This is a genomic window from Aeromonas sp. FDAARGOS 1409 (assembly GCF_019048705.1).
GTDB lineage: Bacteria > Pseudomonadota > Gammaproteobacteria > Enterobacterales > Aeromonadaceae > Aeromonas > Aeromonas sanarellii.
The window spans coordinates 3,259,157-3,275,661 of the sequence record NZ_CP077395.1 but is presented as its reverse complement, the minus strand read 5'-3'; the positions used below and the strand labels follow the sequence as shown (position 1 = coordinate 3,275,661).

Annotated in this window: 18 protein-coding genes; 9 read left to right on the top strand and 9 right to left on the bottom strand. The window is 65.2% G+C overall.

Features of this window, described 5'->3' with window-relative positions; genetic code table 11:
* Window positions 1-142: 142 nt before the first annotated feature.
* The 7 genes from I6L39_RS15430 to pspA form a co-directional block, all read right to left on the bottom strand.
* Complete coding sequence (locus I6L39_RS15430) at window positions 143-481, bottom strand: 4a-hydroxytetrahydrobiopterin dehydratase (RefSeq protein ID WP_042075512.1); 339 nt, start codon at window positions 479-481, stop codon at window positions 143-145.
* Between the two features lie 42 nt (window positions 482-523).
* On the bottom strand, window positions 524-1,318 hold the full coding sequence (gene phhA / locus I6L39_RS15425; protein WP_209792031.1) for a phenylalanine 4-monooxygenase: 795 nt from the start codon (window positions 1,316-1,318) through the stop codon (window positions 524-526).
* Between the two features lie 172 nt (window positions 1,319-1,490).
* Entirely contained in the window at window positions 1,491-2,516 is a 1,026-nt protein-coding gene (locus tag I6L39_RS15420; RefSeq protein WP_216990138.1) for a YcjF family protein, read from the bottom strand.
* 30 nt (window positions 2,517-2,546) lie between these two features.
* A complete protein-coding gene (locus tag I6L39_RS15415) occupies window positions 2,547-3,953 on the bottom strand; it encodes a YcjX family protein (protein WP_216990137.1) in 1,407 nt (468 codons plus the stop codon).
* A gap of 71 nt (window positions 3,954-4,024) precedes the next feature.
* Entirely contained in the window at window positions 4,025-4,429 is a 405-nt protein-coding gene (gene pspC / locus I6L39_RS15410) for an envelope stress response membrane protein PspC (protein WP_042075505.1), read from the bottom strand.
* Window positions 4,426-4,662: an envelope stress response membrane protein PspB gene (gene pspB / locus I6L39_RS15405; protein ID WP_042075503.1), complete on the bottom strand. Its 237-nt coding sequence runs from the start codon at window positions 4,660-4,662 to the stop codon at window positions 4,426-4,428. The genes pspC and pspB overlap by 4 nt, the downstream gene beginning before the upstream one ends.
* 3 nt (window positions 4,663-4,665) lie before the next feature.
* On the bottom strand, window positions 4,666-5,340 hold the full coding sequence (gene pspA / locus I6L39_RS15400; protein ID WP_042075501.1) for a phage shock protein PspA: 675 nt from the start codon (window positions 5,338-5,340) through the stop codon (window positions 4,666-4,668).
* A gap of 197 nt (window positions 5,341-5,537) precedes the next feature.
* Here pspA and pspF point away from each other — a divergent pair, with 197 nt between their 5' ends.
* The 8 genes from pspF (at window position 5,538) to I6L39_RS15370 (ending at window position 12,783) form a co-directional block, all read left to right on the top strand.
* Window positions 5,538-6,584, top strand: a complete 1,047-nt coding sequence (pspF, locus tag I6L39_RS15395) for a phage shock protein operon transcriptional activator (protein WP_216990136.1) — start codon at window positions 5,538-5,540, stop codon at window positions 6,582-6,584.
* Window positions 6,585-6,735: 151 nt separating this feature from the next.
* Complete coding sequence (gene sapA, locus I6L39_RS15390; protein WP_216991814.1) at window positions 6,736-8,331, top strand: ABC transporter substrate-binding protein SapA; 1,596 nt, start codon at window positions 6,736-6,738, stop codon at window positions 8,329-8,331.
* A gap of 73 nt (window positions 8,332-8,404) precedes the next feature.
* Window positions 8,405-9,364, top strand: coding sequence for an ABC transporter permease subunit (locus I6L39_RS15385; protein ID WP_209792021.1), 960 nt, complete (start codon window positions 8,405-8,407; stop codon window positions 9,362-9,364).
* Between the two features lie 266 nt (window positions 9,365-9,630).
* On the top strand, window positions 9,631-10,524 hold the full coding sequence (locus tag I6L39_RS15380; protein WP_042075494.1) for an ABC transporter permease subunit: 894 nt from the start codon (window positions 9,631-9,633) through the stop codon (window positions 10,522-10,524).
* Complete coding sequence (locus I6L39_RS20350; protein ID WP_302055599.1) at window positions 10,524-10,652, top strand: hypothetical protein; 129 nt, start codon at window positions 10,524-10,526, stop codon at window positions 10,650-10,652. The genes I6L39_RS15380 and I6L39_RS20350 overlap by 1 nt, the downstream gene beginning before the upstream one ends.
* Window positions 10,652-10,780: a hypothetical protein gene (locus I6L39_RS20345; RefSeq protein WP_302055598.1), complete on the top strand. Its 129-nt coding sequence runs from the start codon at window positions 10,652-10,654 to the stop codon at window positions 10,778-10,780. The genes I6L39_RS20350 and I6L39_RS20345 overlap by 1 nt, the downstream gene beginning before the upstream one ends.
* 82 nt (window positions 10,781-10,862) lie before the next feature.
* The gene (locus I6L39_RS15375) at window positions 10,863-11,861 is read left to right on the top strand and encodes an oligopeptide/dipeptide ABC transporter ATP-binding protein (protein WP_209792020.1); all 999 of its coding nucleotides are present in this window, start codon (window positions 10,863-10,865) and stop codon (window positions 11,859-11,861) included.
* 136 nt (window positions 11,862-11,997) lie between these two features.
* Window positions 11,998-12,783: an ABC transporter ATP-binding protein gene (locus I6L39_RS15370; RefSeq protein ID WP_042075491.1), complete on the top strand. Its 786-nt coding sequence runs from the start codon at window positions 11,998-12,000 to the stop codon at window positions 12,781-12,783.
* Between the two features lie 129 nt (window positions 12,784-12,912).
* Here I6L39_RS15370 and I6L39_RS15365 read toward each other — a convergent pair whose 3' ends face one another.
* Together I6L39_RS15365 and I6L39_RS15360 are read right to left on the bottom strand one after the other, a co-directional pair.
* Window positions 12,913-13,671, bottom strand: a complete 759-nt coding sequence (locus I6L39_RS15365) for a tRNA-(ms[2]io[6]A)-hydroxylase (RefSeq protein WP_216990135.1) — start codon at window positions 13,669-13,671, stop codon at window positions 12,913-12,915.
* Window positions 13,672-13,764: 93 nt separating this feature from the next.
* Window positions 13,765-14,775 (bottom strand): LacI family DNA-binding transcriptional regulator, encoded by a 1,011-nt coding sequence (locus I6L39_RS15360; RefSeq protein ID WP_216990134.1) that lies wholly within the window; start codon window positions 14,773-14,775, stop codon window positions 13,765-13,767.
* Between the two features lie 255 nt (window positions 14,776-15,030).
* Between I6L39_RS15360 and ascF the strand changes: the two genes are divergently transcribed.
* Window positions 15,031-16,485 carry a PTS cellobiose/arbutin/salicin transporter subunit IIBC gene (gene ascF, locus I6L39_RS15355; RefSeq protein ID WP_216990133.1) on the top strand — a complete coding sequence of 485 codons (1,455 nt, stop codon included), beginning with the start codon at window positions 15,031-15,033 and terminating at the stop codon, window positions 16,483-16,485.
* The last annotated feature ends 20 nt before the right edge of the window (window positions 16,486-16,505 follow it).

The following is a 16,505-nucleotide window of genomic DNA, read 5'->3' as shown; positions in this document are numbered from 1 at the left end:
TCGGCACACACTTCCTAGCTAACATTCTGAATGACCGGATAATACAGACTCGATCCCGCCAGTGCGAGCGCTGCCCCATAAAAATGCGGGCCCGCCCCGTTTTCACCGGGCAGGCCCATCTTGTGCCGTGTTTTGGCGGCGATTACTTCAGCAACTCGTCGGTGCGTGCCGCCATGATGAAGTCGTTGCGATGCAGCCCACCTATCTTGTGGGTCCACCAGCTGACGGTCACCCTGCCCCACTCCGTCAGGATCGCCGGGTGGTGAAACTCCGCCTCCGCCAGCTCGCCGAGCCGATTGGTGAAGGCCAGCGCCTCCTTGAAGTTGCGAAACACGAATTCGCGCCTCAGCTGCAGCTCGCCGTTGACCACCAGGGGCTGCCAGTCGGGGATGAGGTGCATCAACTCGCCCAGCTCCTCGTCGCTCACCTTGGGGGCGTCGGCGCGGCACGCCTCGCATCGTTGACTCGCCAGTTCAGACATTCGGGACTCCTTTCATTACAGCATCGTGGGGATGGAAACGGGTTAGCTCGCCTGCTTGCCGGAAACGGGCGCAAAGCGGGGCGGACGCAGGCCGAGGCGACGGGCCTGGGCGACGGCGTCCATGATGGCCTGGGGTGCCAGACGGTAGAGGGTATCCAGGCTCGGCAGCACGAAATAGACGGGCTGCATGATGTCGATGCGATAGGGGGTTCGCAGTATTTCCAGCAGATCGAAGGGTTGCAGCTCGGGTTTGCCGGAAAGCGCGTAGGCGGTCTCGCCGATGGAGGAGAGGATACCGCCGCCGTAGATACGCAGCCCCTCGCCCCCCTGCAAGAGTCCGAACTCCACCGTAAACCAGTAGAGCCGAGCCAGAAAGACCCGTTCCTCCTTGCTGGCACCGAGCCCGAGCCGGCCATAGAGGTGGGTGAAATGGGCGAAGGCCGGGTTGGTCAGCATGGCGCAGTGGCCGAAGATCTCGTGAAAGATGTCGGGCTCCTGCAGGTAGTCGAGCTCGTCCCGGCGCCGGATGAAGGTGGCCACCGGAAACTGGCGATCCGCCAGCAGGGCGAAGAAGCGGTCGAAGGAGATGAGCGCGGGCACCGCAGTCACCGACCAGCCGGTGGCTGGGGTCAAGGCGGCGTTGATCTCGCCCAGCTGCGGGATCCGATCCCGGGGCAGCGCGAGTCGCGCCAACCCTGCCCGGTATTCGTCGCAGGCCTTGCCCTCCAGCGCCGCGAGCTGGCGTTCGATCAGGATCTGCCAGGTGCCGTGCTCCTCGTCCGTGTAGTGGACCCTGCCCTGTGCATCCGGTTGATGCGCCGTGTAGAGACTTGCCATGAATGCTTCCATCCTCTGGGTGCCGACCCCGCCCTTCGGGCGGTGACTCGCCTGCGAGCCATGGGATCATGGTAACGGTTTGCCCCCCAAAAAAGCAGCCGACCCAAGGGTCGGCTGCCGCGGACATTTGTAAATAATTTGTGACAACCACAATCGACCCCTGGCCCGCCACTCACCCCTTGTTGAGGTAGCCCGCCAGCTGGCCGATCAGCCGCTTGCGCAGCTCGCCCAACTTCGGCTTCTCGTCCGCGCTCCAGGGCAGCGGGCGACACGCCTCCATGGTGCGCAGGCCCAGACGGGCGGTGAGCAGCCCTGCCCCCACCCCCTGCGCCGCGCGGGCGGAGAGCTTGGCGGTGAGCTCGGCGCCCAGCAAGTCCATGCCCACCTCGGTCACCAGCTCGGTGGCGCCCGCATAGAGCATGTTGCGAAACACCTGGCGAATGAGGCGAATGCGGCTCCAGTAGCCGAGCTCGATGGCGTAGACGTCGGCGATGTCCTCGATCATCCGCAGGTTGCGCCACAGCATCAGCATCATGTCGACGGTGGCGAGCGGGCTCAGGGCCACCAGCACGGCGGCCTCCCCCGACCATTTCGCCACCCTGGCCTGTGCCAGCCTGTCCCGCTCGGTTAGCACCAGCTGGCTGTAGAGGGTCAGCACCTCCCGATCGCTGTGGCTCTCGTCGAGCTGGGCGAGCCAGGTGCGATACCCCTCCCGCCCCTTGTCACCACTGCGCTCGGCCAGCTGCTCGCAGAATGCCTGCCCCTGCCCGACACCCTGATGGGCGAGCAGGTCTTCGGCCCGCGAGCGCACGTCCTGCCGTTTTTTAAGGGTGCGCAGACGCAGCCATTCGCGCCCTGCCACGCCGGCCGTGCCCACCGCCACCAGGCAGCTGGCGAGCAGCCAGGCGCCGCCCCAGAACGGAGACGAGGCAAACTGATCGACGAGGAAGGTGCCGAACTGGCCCAGGGAGAGCAGACCGACCGCCCCCAGCCCCCAGGCTAGCAGGCGGTGGCGGCGGCGCGGCCTGGGGGTGAGGGCGGGCTCGACCTCGGTGAGTTCGTCCAGCGCCTCGAGACGCTCGAAGCTCGCCTCCTCCAGGCGCTGGGCGGGAGCCGGTGGCCGCTCTTCCTGCGCCGCCAGGGCGGGTTCCAGGATCACCTTGCCTTGCAGCGGTGCCGGTTTGATCTGATCGTTCATCTTGTTGTCTGCTCCTTCGGACGATGCCGGTTATTCGAGGTGATCCCCGAGCAGAAACTCCAGCGCCGCGTCGAGCCGGATATGGGGCAGCGCCTGATGGGCGCTCATGGGCAGCGGGCGAAATGCCTGAAAATCGAAGCCCTGGGTGTGCCACCACTGGGCCGGCGGTATCTGGGAGGGCACCTCCCCCGGGAAGACGAGCAGCGGCTCGCCGGCGAGGCTGGTGCCGCGAATGGCCGGGAACTCGCGGCCATTGGCCATTCCCTTGCCGACCTCGGTGGCCTTGATGGCGGCGAGCGCCAGACACTCGGTCTCTATCCCCTCGAAGCGGGCCTGACCCCGGCCGCGACTCACCAGGTGCTGCAAGAGGGAGACCAGGGGAGCGTGCTGCTCCGGGGTGACGTGATCCGCCTTGCTCGCCACGAACAACAACTTGTCGATGCGCGGGGCAAACAGCCGCCGCCACCAGTTGCTCTTGCCATAGGCGAAGCTCTCCATGATGCGGGCGATGGCCTGCTGCATGTCGCCGAAGCTGGCGGCGCCGGCATTCAGGGGTTGCAGGCAGTCCACCAGCACGATCTGGCGATCAAAGCCCGCGAAGTGCTGCTCGTAGAAGCCCTGCACCAGGTGCTGCTTGTACTGCTCGAAGCGCTGCTTGAAGGTGGCGTAGAGGGTACCATCGGCCGGGGTCCGGGCCGGGGCATCCCAGACCCAGGGCACGAACTGCAGCAGCGGCGCACCGGCATACTCCCCCGGCAGCACGAAGCGCCCCGGCTGGATGAGGTGCAACCCGAGCTCCCGCTTGCAGGCGTGCAGATAGTCGGTGTAGCGGGCCGCCAGCTCGCTGGCCGCTCGCTCCTCTAAGGGCTGATCCGCCTGCCAGCCGGGCGTCAGCCAGCCCGAGGCCAGGGCCTGCAGCTCGGGGCGGCGCAGTTGCTCCCGCACCTGCTCGCTCCACTGCTCGTAGTCGAGCTCCAGCAGCGGCAAGTCCAGCAGCCACTCCCCCGGGTAGTCCACCAGATCCACATAGAGGGTGGAGATCTCCCCCAGGTGCCGACGCACCGGGTGGCGGGTGCGATAGCGGATCTCGAGGCGCACCTCGGCCACCCCGCGGGTGGGCTCCGGCCAGGCGGGCGGCTCGCCAAACAGGGCGTCCAGGCCCCGCTCGTAGGGAAAGGTGGGGATGTGGGCGTTTTGCTGGGGCACCCGGCGGGCCCCCAGGATCCGCCCCTGGCGCTGGGCATCCCAGAGCGGCAGCCGGCCGTCGATGGCCGCGTGCTCCAGCTGGTTCACCAGCGCCGTGATGAAGGCGGTCTTGCCGCTGCGGGAGAGGCCGGTGACCGCCAGCCGGATGTGGCGATCCCGGGCCCGGTTCACCACCTCGAAGGCCTTGTGCTGCAGCACGGACCAGGAGTGTTCGAGTTTGTTGCGTATCAAGGCGGGTCTTTGTCTCCTTGTTGTCAGGTCGGGCGCAGGGGCCGCGAGGCATCACCCTCGGGCCCAGGGCATTACAGCTTGCTGAACTCCCGCTGCAGGGTGAACTCCTTGGAGGTCACCAGCTTCTCGAGGCGCTGCACCCTGGGCTCCAGGCTGTCGAGCTCACGGGCGATGCGGCCCAGGGCCTGATGGGGGGTGATCCCCGCCTGCCAGCTGCGCGCCTTCATGCGCACCTCGGCAAACTCCTCCTCCTGCTCCCCGTAGAGGGTGACCGGCTTCTTGTCGAGCAGGAACCAGGCGGCGATGTAGGCGGTGAAGGTGATGAAACCGGCGAAGATGAGGCCGCTGATGGCCAGCAGCCGCACTATCCAAGTCTCGACGCCGAAGTAGTCGGCAAGACCGGCACAGACGCCCGCTATCTTGCCCCGCTGGGGGTCACGATAGAGATTGCGTTTCTCTCTGCTCCACTGTGTCATACCCTGCTCCTCCAGCCCGGGACTTCAGCGTCCAGAATCGACTCCAACGCCCCGACCCGCTCCTGCATCTTCTCGGCACGGGCCAATAACCCCTGCAACTGTTCCCGCTCGCTGTCGGCAAGGCCTGCCCCGATCCGCCCCTTGGCACGGTAGTGCAGCACCAGCCAGATGGGGGCCACCACCACCATGAAGACCACCATAGGAACCATCAACACACCCAGCAGATCTTCCATCTGTTACTCCCCCTGTTTGCTGTCGCTCTGACCGAGTTTCTGGCGCATGGCCTCGAGCTCGCGGCTGATCTGATCGTCGGCTTCCAGCTCGGCAAACTGCTGGGCGAGCGCCTTGTCGGACTGGCCCAGATCGGCGCGGGCCTCCATCTCGTCGATGCGGCGCTCCATGCGCTCGAACTTGCTGACCACGGACTGGCTGCCGCCACGGGCCACTTGGCTCTGGACGTTGAGGCGGCTGCTGGCCGCTTCGCTGCGAATGGCCATCGCCTTCTGGCGGGCACGGGCGTCTTCCAGCTTGGCTTCCAGCTGGCGGATCTCCTCCCCCAGCTTGTCGATGCCGCTGTTCACCGCCTGCAGCTCCCGTTCGAGGGTGTCGGCGAGCTCGGTCTGCTTGCTCTTCTCGATGAGGGCGGCCCGGGCCAGATCCTCCCGTCCCTTGGTCAGGGCCAGCTCCGCCTTGCCCTGCCACTCGGCGACCCGCTCCTGATGGCGGCTCACCTGACGGCCGATCTCTTTCTGGTTGGCGAGGAAGCGGGCCAGGTTGGAGCGCTCCTTCACCAGTTCATCTTCCATCTCCTGGATGATCAGACGCACCATCTTCTGGGGATCTTCCGCCTTGTCGAGCAGGGACGTCAGATTGGAATTGATGATGTCGGCCAGGCGGGAAAAAATGCTCATGATTGTACTCCTGTGATAGGCATCGGGTTGTTTCTCCATTGACAATGGCAACTTGTGTGCCAATCTGGAACAATTATTAACTTGTTGATTTATATGGGCACTCCCGTTGACATTCAAGTGCCCCAGAAACAAGAGATGATTAAAATAACCAACTTTTGGTAAGATTAACCAGATTTTTCAACGATACAGGGGCAGGGATGACCACGGCCACGGAAAGTCTGTTGGGTGAATCCAACGCGTTTCTAGAAATCATCGAGCAGGCCTCGCGCCTCGCGCCCCTGCGCAAGCCCGTGCTGATCATCGGCGAGCGGGGGACCGGCAAGGAGCTCATCGCCCACCGCCTACATTATCTCTCGGATCGCTGGGATCAAAGCTTTGTCACCATCAACTGCGCCACCTTGAGCGAGAGCCTGCTGGAGACCGAGCTGTTCGGCCACGAGGCGGGCTCCTTCACCGGCGCCGCCAAGCGCCATCAGGGCCGCTTCGAGCGGGCCGACGGCGGCACCCTCTTCCTCGACGAGCTGGCCACCACCAGCGCCCGGGTGCAGGAGAAGCTGCTGCGGGTCATCGAGTACGGGGAGTTCGAGCGGGTGGGTGGCGCCAAGGCGCTCAAGGTGGACGTGCGACTGGTGTGCGCCACCAACGAGGATCTGCCGGCGCTGGCCGACAAGGGGCAGTTTCGCCACGATCTGCTGGACCGGCTCGCCTTCGACGTCATCACCCTGCCCCCGCTGCGGGAGCGGCGCGAGGACATCCTGATGCTGGCGGAGCACTTCGCCCACGGCATGACCCGGGAGCTGGGCTATCCGCTGTTTGCCGGCTTCTCGCGCAAGGCGACCCAGCTGCTGCTGGACTACCCCTGGCCCGGCAACGTGCGGGAGCTGAAGAACGTGGTGGAGCGCAGCCTCTATCGCCAGGGCAACCCCCAGTTGCCGCTGGCGGAGCTGGTGCTCAACCCCTTTGACTCCCCCTGGCGCCCCAATGCCACCGGCAAGACCGTTGCCGCAACCCCCGAGCCGACACAGGTAAACGGTGCCTCTGCCCCGAACCTGCCGCTGGATCTCAAGGGGGCGGTAGCGGAATACGAGATTAATTTACTCAAGCAAGCGATGCAGCAATCCCAGTATAATCAGCGCAAAGCGGCCCAGTTGCTGGCCCTGAGCTACCACCAGTTCAGGGGCATGCTGCGCAAATACCAGCTGCTCGACGGGGATGACAACAGTGGCAACCTGGAGCAGGGCTGATTGCCCAAGGCCAGGTCTGTGCGTGCTGTGCGTGTGGACTGCGCAGCGCGACGCACGCCAACCCCGATGGGAGTGCCCGCCCGGCAGGCTCCCGCAACGCGCCCGCCCCATGGCGGGCAACTTTGTCTGACAACATGGTTCCAACATGAGAATGCTCACCCCCCTGCTGATCGGTGTCCTGGTACTGGTCGGCGGCTGTCAAAAACGCGATGAGGCCTCCAAAACCGGGCTCATCTATTGCGCCGAAGGGGCTCCCCGGACCTTCAACCCACAACTGGCCAACTCGGATGCGACCCTGGATGCCAGTGCCCGCCCCCTCTACGATCGCCTGCTCGAGGTCAATGCCAACACCCTGGACATCGAGGGGGGGCTCGCCACCCGCTGGCGGGTGAGCGAGGACGGCCTCTCCTATACCCTGACCCTGCGCAAGGGGGTGACCTTCCACCACACCCCCTGGTTCAATCCGACACGCCACTTCAACGCCGATGACGTCCTGTTCACCTGGCAGCGCCTGCTGGACGAGCAGCACCCCTTCCATCACGTCTCCGGCGGCGAGTATCCCTATTTCTACGGGCTGGGGCTCAGCAGCCTCATCAAGCGGGTCTACAAGAAGGGCCCCCGGGAGGTGGTGTTCGAGCTCAGCCGGCCTGACGCCTCCTTCCTCGCGACCCTGGCCAGCGACTACGCCATCGTGCTGTCGGCGGAGTATGCGCAGCAGATGCAGGAGGCCGGCACCCCGAACCTGCTGGACAGCAGGCCCGTCGGCACCGGCCCCTTCAGCTTCAAGGAGTACCGCCACAACGAGTTCGTGCGCTACCTGCGCCATCCCGGCTACTGGGGGGGCGAGACCAGGATGGAGCAGCTCGTCTACGACATCACCCCCAAATCCTCCAAGCGGCTCGCCAAGCTGCTGACCGGTGAGTGCGACGTCATGAGCACCCCCTCCGCCAGCCAGCTGTCGGTGATCGACAAGGACTCCCACCTGGATCTGTCGGTGCAGTCGGGGATGAACGTCGCCTTCCTCGCCCTCAACACCCGCAAGGCGCCCTTCAACAAGGTGCAGGTGCGCCAGGCGCTGGCCAGCGCCATCAACGTGCAGAACCTGCTGCAGGCGGTCTATTTCGAGACGGGCCAGAGCGCCGCCAGCCTGTTGCCGCCGCTCTCCTGGGGCTACAACCCCTCCCTGCCCCAGCGCAAGCAGGATCTCAAGCTCGCTCGCCAGTTGCTCAAGGACGCGGGCTACCCGAACGGCTTCGAGATGCAGGTGCTGGTGCAACCCGGCGCCCGCCCCTACAACCCGGACGGCCTCAAGACCGCCCAGCTGATGCGCAGCGATCTCGCCAAGATTGGGGTGAGCCTCAAGATAGTGCAGCAGGCCTGGCCGGTCATCGAGACCCGGCTCGCCAAGGGGCAGTACGACAGCCTGCTCTCCGGCTGGATCGCCGACAACGCGGATCCGGACAACTTCTTCCGCCAGTTGCTGAGCTGTGCCGCCGTCGAGCGGGGCAACAACTACAGCCGCTGGTGCAGCCCGGCCTTCGATCAGCTGCTGGACGACGCTGTGACCACCCCGCAGCTCGCCTTCCGCCTGCGCAACTATTACTATGCCCAGTCCCTGCTCAACGAGCAGTTGCCGCTCATTCCGCTGGCCCATGCCCTGCGCACCCAGGTGAGTCGCAACGACATCCAGGGGCTGAGGCTCATGCCCTTCGGGGGCACCACCTTCAACCAGGCCTATCGGGAGTGACGATGACTGATACCCATCCCATCGGCGGCGGCCGTCGGCGCCCATCGGCGCAGCCGCACCTGGAGGCATAAGCATGTTTTTCTATATTCTGCGCCGCATCACCCTGCTGGTGATCACCCTGCTGGTGCTGACCCTGGGGGCCTACCTGCTGGAGTTTCGCCTCGTCACCCAGGTGCTGGACTTCTGGCACGGCTATCCTGACTTCCTGCTGCGGATCTTCGCGGGGGACTTCGGCCTCTCCAGCGTCTCGGGCCAGCCGGTGCTGGACGAGATCCGCCACTATTTCCCGGCCACCCTGGCGCTCTGTCTCGCGGCCTTCGCCATCTCGCTGCTGGTGGGGATCCCGCTCGGGACCCTGGCGGCCCTCTACCAGGGGCGCGGACTGGATCTCTCCATCATGGCCGCCGGCCTCGTCGGCTATGCCGTGCCCGTCTTCTGGCTGGCCCTGCTGATGGTGATGTTCTTCTCCCTGGATCTCGGCTGGCTGCCCTCTTCCGGCCAGATCAGCCTGCTCTACGACGTCCCCTCCATCACGGGGATCGCCATCGTCGACGTGCTGCTGAGCGAGGAGCCCTGGCGGGAAGCGGCGCTGCATGACGCCCTGCGCCACCTAGTGCTGCCCTCTCTGGTGCTGGCCGTGGTGCCCACCACCGAGGTGATCCGCCACGTGCGCAGCTCCCTCATCGACGTGATGAAGCAGAACTACATCAAGGCCGCCGCCAGTCGTGGCCTCTCCCGTCGCCAGATCGTCTGGCGCCACGGCCTCAAGAATGCCCTGCCGCCCGTACTGCCCCTGCTCGGGCTGCAACTCGGCAGCGTGCTCACCTCCGCCATGATCACCGAGGTGGTGTTCGACTGGCCCGGCATCGGCCGCTGGCTGGTGAGCAGTATCGCCCTGCAGGACTATGCCGCCATCCGCGGCGCCTCCCTGGTGGTGGCCAGCTTCGTCATCTTCATCAGCGTCAGCACCGAGCTGCTGACCACCATCATGTATCCGGCACGGCGCAAAGAACTCTATGCACGACAAGACTGAACACAGCAGCCGAATGACACTTTTCGGCACCAGCGCCACCCGCCCAGCACCGCACGGCTCACCAACATCATGCGGTATCCGGCACGGCGCAAAGAACTCTATGCACGACAAGACTGAACACAGCAGCCGAATGACGCCTTTCGGCACCAGCGCCCCCCGCCCAGCACCGCACGGCTCACCAACATCATGCGGTATCCGGCACGGCGCAAAGAACTCTATGCACGACAAGACTGAATCCGCTGACGGCCAGGGCGGGAGCCTGCATCATGCACGATAAATCGAACATCTATCCGGAGCTCAGGATCCTCTCCCCCCTGGAGCAGACCTGGGCCTCCTACCGGCGCAACCCGCTGGCCATGGCGGGTCTCTGGTGCTTTGGCCTGCTGCTGCTGGTCACCCTCATCGGGCCCCTGGTGATCCCCTACGGCATCGACGATCAGCACAGCAACCGCCTGCTGCTCGCCCCCTCCTGGGCCAGCACGGGCAACATCGACTATTTCCTCGGCACCGACGATCTGGGCCGCGACATCCTCTCCCGCCTCGTCGCGGGCGCCCGCCTCACCTTCGGCAACGCCCTGCTGGTGGTGGTGATCGCCCTCGTCGTCGGCTCGGCCATCGGCATCCTCGGCGGCATGAGCAAGGGGGTGAAGTCGAGCGTGCTCCATCACCTGCTCGACACCCTGCTCTCCATCCCCTCCCTGCTGCTGGCCATCATAGTGGTGGCCATCCTGGGGCCTGGATTGTTCAACACCCTGATCGCCATCACGCTGGCGCTCATTCCCCCCTTCATCCGGGCGACCTACAACGCGGTCCACGCCGAGATGCAGAAGGAGTACATCATAGCCAGCCGCCTCGACGGCTCGCCGCCCCTGCGGATCATGCGCCTGGCCATACTGCCGAACATCGTCGAGACCTTGGTGACCCAGACCACCCGAACCCTGTCCGCCGCCATCCTCGACATCTCGGCGGTGGGCTTCCTCGGCCTCGGGGCCCAGTCCCCCCAGCCGGAGTGGGGCGCCATGCTGGCCGACTCCAGCGATCTCATCTACCTCGCCCCCTGGACTGTGACCCTGCCGGGCATGGCCATCCTGTTCAGCGTGCTGGTGACCAATCTGGTGGGTGAAGGCATTCGCGAAGCGCTTAAAGAAGGGAACGACTGATGCAATGTTCTATGCCGAAGAAAGGCATGCTCACCCTTGTTCTCCGCCCATTGCCGTACGGCGTGCTGGTCAACCCATCGCTGGTGGGCGAAGGGATCCGCGAAGCGCTTAAAGAAGGGAACGACTGATGCAATGTTCTATGCCGAAGAAAGGCATGCTCACCCTTGTTCTCCGCCCATTGCCGTACGGCGTGCTGGTCAACCCACCGCTGGTGGGCGAAGGGATCCGCGAAGCGCTCAAAGAGGGGAACGATTGATGATACTGCGGCTCTATACCATCAAGGACGGCATCACACCGATGCAACGCGCCGTGCCACACCCTCATGAGGAGCGCCACTGATGCCCTTGCTCGACATACGCAACCTCACCATCGAGATTGACACCCCCCAGGGCAAGGTCAAGGCGGTGGACAGGGTCAGCCTGACCCTGAACGAGGGGGAGATCCGCGGTCTGGTGGGGGAATCCGGCTCCGGCAAGAGCTTGGTCGCCAAGGTGATCGTCGGCATCCAGAAGGACAACTGGACGGTGCGAGCCGACCGGATGCGCTTCAACGACATGGACCTGCTGACCATGGCCCCCAAGGAGCGGCGCCGCATCATGGGCCGGGAGATCGCCATGATCTTCCAGGACCCCATCAGCTGTCTCGACCCCTCGGAGGAGATCGGCACCCAGCTCGAGGAGGCCATCCCCACCAGCGCCTTCGCCGGCAAGTTCTGGCAGCGCTTCCAGTGGCGCAAGAAGCGGGCCATCGCGCTCTTGCACCGGGTCGGGGTCAAGGATCACCGAAAGGTGATGCGGGCCTATCCCCACGAGCTGTCGGACGGCATGTGCCAGAAGGTGATGATCGCCATGGCGATCGCCAACCAGCCGCGTCTGCTGGTGGCGGACGAGCCCACCAGCGCCATGGAGTCCACCACCCACTCCCAGATCCTGCGTCTGCTGGACAAGATGAACAAGCTGGGCAACACCACCATCCTCATCATCAGCAACGACATCGCCGCCATCGCGAACCTGACCGACACCATCAACATCATGTACTGCGGCCAGATGGTGGAGGTGGGCACCCGGGAGCAGATCCTCGAATCCCCCCACCACCCCTATACGGATGCCCTGCTCAAGTCCATCCCGGACTTCGACAAGCTGGTGCGCCACAAGTCACGGCTCGAGACCCTGCCCGGGGTAATACCGCCGCTGCAGCACCTGCCCATCGGCTGCCGTCTCGGCCCCCGCTGCCCCTATGCCCAGAAGCAGTGCGTGCAGACGCCGCTGATGAGCAAGGTGAAGGGGCATCAGTTCAGCTGCCACTTCCCGCTGAACATGGAAGAGCCGAAGAAATGAGCCGGGGTCATCACCAGCCCATGTCCGCCCGACAAGCCCAAGGGGCATCCATGCCCCAGCTGCCGCGTCCCCCTGAACATGGAAGAATCGAAGAAATGAGCACTACCATGAGTGTCACCATCGAGGAGCCAAGCCTGTGATCGAACCCGCCCTGCTGCAGGTCAGGGGCCTGTGCAAGACCTATCAGAATCGTACCGGCCTGTTCCGGCGCCGCGCCGTGGAGGCGATCAAGCCGCTCTCCTTCGATCTTGGCGTCGGCCAGACCCTGGCCATCGTCGGGGAGGCGGGCTCCGGCAAGAGCACCCTCGCCCGTATTTTAGCGGGCATGATAGAGCCGAGCGGCGGCGAGATCGCCGTCGAGGGGCAGCCCCTGGTCCACGGCGACTACCAGACCCGCTGCAAGCTGCTGCGGATGATCTTCCAGGATCCCAACACGTCGCTCAACCGCAAGATCCGGGTCGGCCAGATCCTGGAGACGCCGCTGCGCCTCAACACCGAGATGACCGAGGAGGAGCGCCGGGAGAAGGTGATCCAGACCCTGCGCATGGTGGGCATGCTGGCGGATCACGCCCTCTTCTACCCCCAGATGCTCTCCGCCGGCCAGCAGCAGCGGGTGGGGCTGGCGCGGGCGCTGATCCTCAACCCGAAAATCGTGGTCGCGGATGAGGCGCTCTCCACTCTGGACATCTCGGTGCGCTCCCAGATCATCAACCTGCTGCTGGAGATGCAGGAGACCATGGGCCTGAGCTATGTGCTGGTGGCCAACGATCTGGGCATCGTCAGCCACATTAGCGACGAGGTGCTGGTGATGCACGAGGGCCGGGTGGTGGAGCGCGGCAAGACCCTCAAGGTGTTCGCCGATCCCCAGCACGAGGTGACCCGGCGCCTCATCCAGAACTACAACAACGAGTACCGCCGCTGATCCCCACGGCGCTCCCTCCCCCTAGCGCAGGCATAAAAAAACCCGGCTTGCAGGCCGGGTATTGCGCTCAAAAAAGTGATTGCGTCGCTCGTAGTAGGAACAGGGCAATGGTAGGCAGCCCCCGTCACCTCAACAACTGTCAGATCTGACAGGCAGTCCGCTATGGAACCTGAATTGCGCGTCCGGCGAACGGATCAGCTCGGCTTCAATCCGGCCAAAATAGGCGACTCGCTCGCTGATGTCCTCTCCCGCATACTGCTCCGCCAGGGCCAGATAGTCCTGATAGTGGCGCGCCTCCGAGCGCAGCAGGGAGACGTAGAAGCGGCCAAGCTCCTCGTCCAGATGGGGCGCCAGCCTGGCAAAACGCTCGCAGGATCGCGCCTCGATATAGGCGCCGATGATCATCTTGTCCACCACGGCGGCCGGCTCGTAGGTGCGCACATGGGCCAGCAGGCTGCGGGCGTAGCGGGAGGCGGTGACGGGGCCGTAGGGAATGCCGCGGGCCTGCATGATCTCCAGCACCTGCTCGAAGTGGTGCAGCTCCTCCTGGATGAGCCGCACCATGGGGAACAGCAGGGGATTGCGCTCCAGCTCGGCGAACACGGTGCGCTCGGCCTCGCCCATGGTGCGCTTGCCCAGGATCTCCGCCTTCTCGGGGATGGCGTCCAGCTCCCGGTAAAACGCGAGCTTGGGCAGCAGGTGGCGTTTCTCCTTGGGCAGGCAGTAGCGGCGCACCAGGCTGTGGGCGGTCAGGGCCGCCTTGTTCTCACAGTTGGCGTGATCGATGAGCAGGGTCGGCAATTGGGCGGGATCCCGCGCCATCTCCACCCACTCATCCGGGGTCTCGCAATGCAGGAATTGGCGCACGGGGGCTAACAGGTCATCCATCTGAACTCTCATCTGTTGATACGACACGCGACGCCGGGACGCCGGGGCGCTTATGCTAACGGATCCCGCAGGGCCTGCCCACCGCCATCATGATCACCCCGTCAGGCGCCTGAGAGAGTCACGGCGGATCAGGGTGCCGCTGAACGAGGGCAGTGCGTCACTCCCCCCCTCCTCCACCATGGTGATCAGGCGACTGATGGTCTCCTGGATCATCCCGGTCACCGGCATCTTGACGCTGGCAAGCGAGGGAATGACATAGGGAGCCAGGGCGATGTCGTCAAACCCCACCACCGAGACTGCATCAGGCACCGCCACGCCAGACTCGTGCAGCCGTTTGATGGCGCCGATCGCCATGTCATCGTTGCTGGCCACCAGGGCGCTGAAACGGGCCCCCCGCGCCAACAGGGTCGAGACGGCGGCCGCGCCGCAGGCGGGTGTCCATCTGCCGGGCGCGATCAATGCGTCCTGCACGGGGATGCCGTGCCGGATCAGCGCCTCGCGGTAGCCGGCCAGACGCTCGACGCCGGTGGGCGAATCCGCCGAACCGGCAATGAAGGCGATCTCCCTGTGCCCCATGGCCACCAGCGTGTCCACCACGGCCGCCGCCGCCGCCTGCTGATCCGCATAGACGCAGTGGGCAGGATGACGTGGCAAGCGCCGGTTGAGCACCATGATGGGCTGGGGATGCTGCTCGATGATCTCGTCCATCTCCTCGACGCTGAGAAAACGCGGATAGATGATGACGCCGTCGCAGCGTGAGTCGAGCAGGTACTGGATGGCCTGGCGCTCCTCGCAGGCGCTGTGCTTGCCATCCGCCAGGATGAGCTGCCGCCCCCGCTCCTCCGTCATCCGTGCCGCATGGGAGAGCAGCTCGCTGAAGTAGACGCCGTGGTAGAGGGTGTTGGTGACCACCAGCCCCAGGGTCTGGGTATTCTTGGTCGCAAGCTGCCTCGCCACCAGATTGGGACGATAGCCGCTCTCCTCGATGGCCTGAAACACCCTGTCCCGGGTCTCCTGGCTGGTATAACCATTGCCCGACAGCACGCGGGAGACCGTCGCCTTCGACACCCCTGCCCGCTTCGCCACCTCCAGCATCGTCGTCATTCTTGTCCCCCTTGCGTTCGACGGGTCGCAGTGTACTGCACCCTCGCCGGCTTGTCGTAGCAAGAATGGCGCCATGGCCCGGGTTCAGTGATCCCATTCACGGATCTGCACAATGGGGGGGCGGCCGTCTTGTGTCCCGACAGGAAACTGCGCATGCTATGTGGAACCGGTTCCACATTCAGTTTCATGCCTTCTCGCTCGCCATCAGCTGCGGCGAGCACGAGCGGGCCCACTTGGTTAAAAGGATCAACCTCGATGTCAAAGAACTATGCGGCCCTGGCCAGCACCGTCATCACCGCACTCGGCGGCGCCGACAACGTCGTCGCCGTGACGCACTGCATGACGCGGCTGCGCTTCGTGCTCAGCGACCCCGCCCGGGTCAACGGCCCTTCCCTGAAGGCCACCCAGGGCGTGCTCGGCGTGGTGCAGGCCGACAACCAGTGCCAGGTGATCATCGGCAACACCGTCTCCCACGCCTATCGCGAGGTACTGGCCCTGCTGCCCCAGGGCGGACAGACGCCGCCCCCAGACCCCGCACGTGGCTGGAGCCTGCGACGCATGGGCGCCGCCATCCTCGACGCCCTGATCGGCACCATGTCGCCGCTGATCCCGGCCATCATCGGCGGCTCCATGCTCAAGCTGCTGGCCATGGTGCTGGAGATGACGGGCCTGCTGGAGAAAGGCTCCTCGACCCTCACCATCCTCACTGTGGCCGGGGACGGCGCCTTCTTCTTCCTGCCCCTGATGGTGGCCGCCTCCGCCGCCGTCAAGTTCAAGACCAATATGTCCCTGGCCATCGCCATCGCCGGGGTGCTGGTGCACCCCAGCTTCATCGAGCTGATGGCCAGAGCCGCCGAAGGGGAGCAGGTGACCTTCGCCCTGGTCCCGGTGACCGCGGTCAAATACACCTACACCGTCATTCCGGCCCTGGTGATGACCTGGTGCCTCTCCTACATCGAGCGCTGGGTCGACCGCATCACCCCGGCGGTCACCAAGAACTTCTTGAAGCCCATGCTGATCGTGCTCATCGCGGCGCCGCTGGCCATCCTGCTCATCGGCCCCGTCGGCATCTGGATTGGCACCGCCATCTCGGGCCTGGTCTACACGGTTCACGACTACCTGGGCTGGCTGTCGGTGGCCATCATGGGGGCACTCTGGCCGCTGCTGGTGATGACCGGCATGCACCGCGTCTTCACCCCGACCATCATCCAGACCATCGCCGAGACCGGCAAGGAAGGCATGGTGATGCCCTCCGAAATCGGTGCCAACCTCTCCCTTGGCGGCTCCTCCCTGGCGGTGGCCTGGCGCACCCGAAACCCTGAGCTGCGCCAGACCGCGCTCGCGGCGGCCGCCTCCGCCATCATGGCGGGGATCTCGGAACCCGCCCTCTACGGCGTGGCCCTGCGCCTCAAGCGCCCGCTCATCGCCAGCCTCATCAGCGGCTTCATCTGCGGCGCCGTCGCCGGCATGGCCGGCCTCGCCAGCCACTCCATGGCGGCCCCCGGCCTCTTCACCAGCGTGCAGTTCTTCGATCCGGCCAACCCCATGACCATCGCCTGGGTGTTCGGCGTGATGGCGCTCTCCGTGGTGCTCTCCTTCGTGCTGACCCTGGTGATGGGGTTTGAGGACATCCCGGTGGAGGCCCCCGGCGAGAACGCTGCTCCCCAGCCCGTCGCGGCCAGCCAGGCACAGGCCACCGCCGGCGCGTGACTCCCTATCAGACATGACAA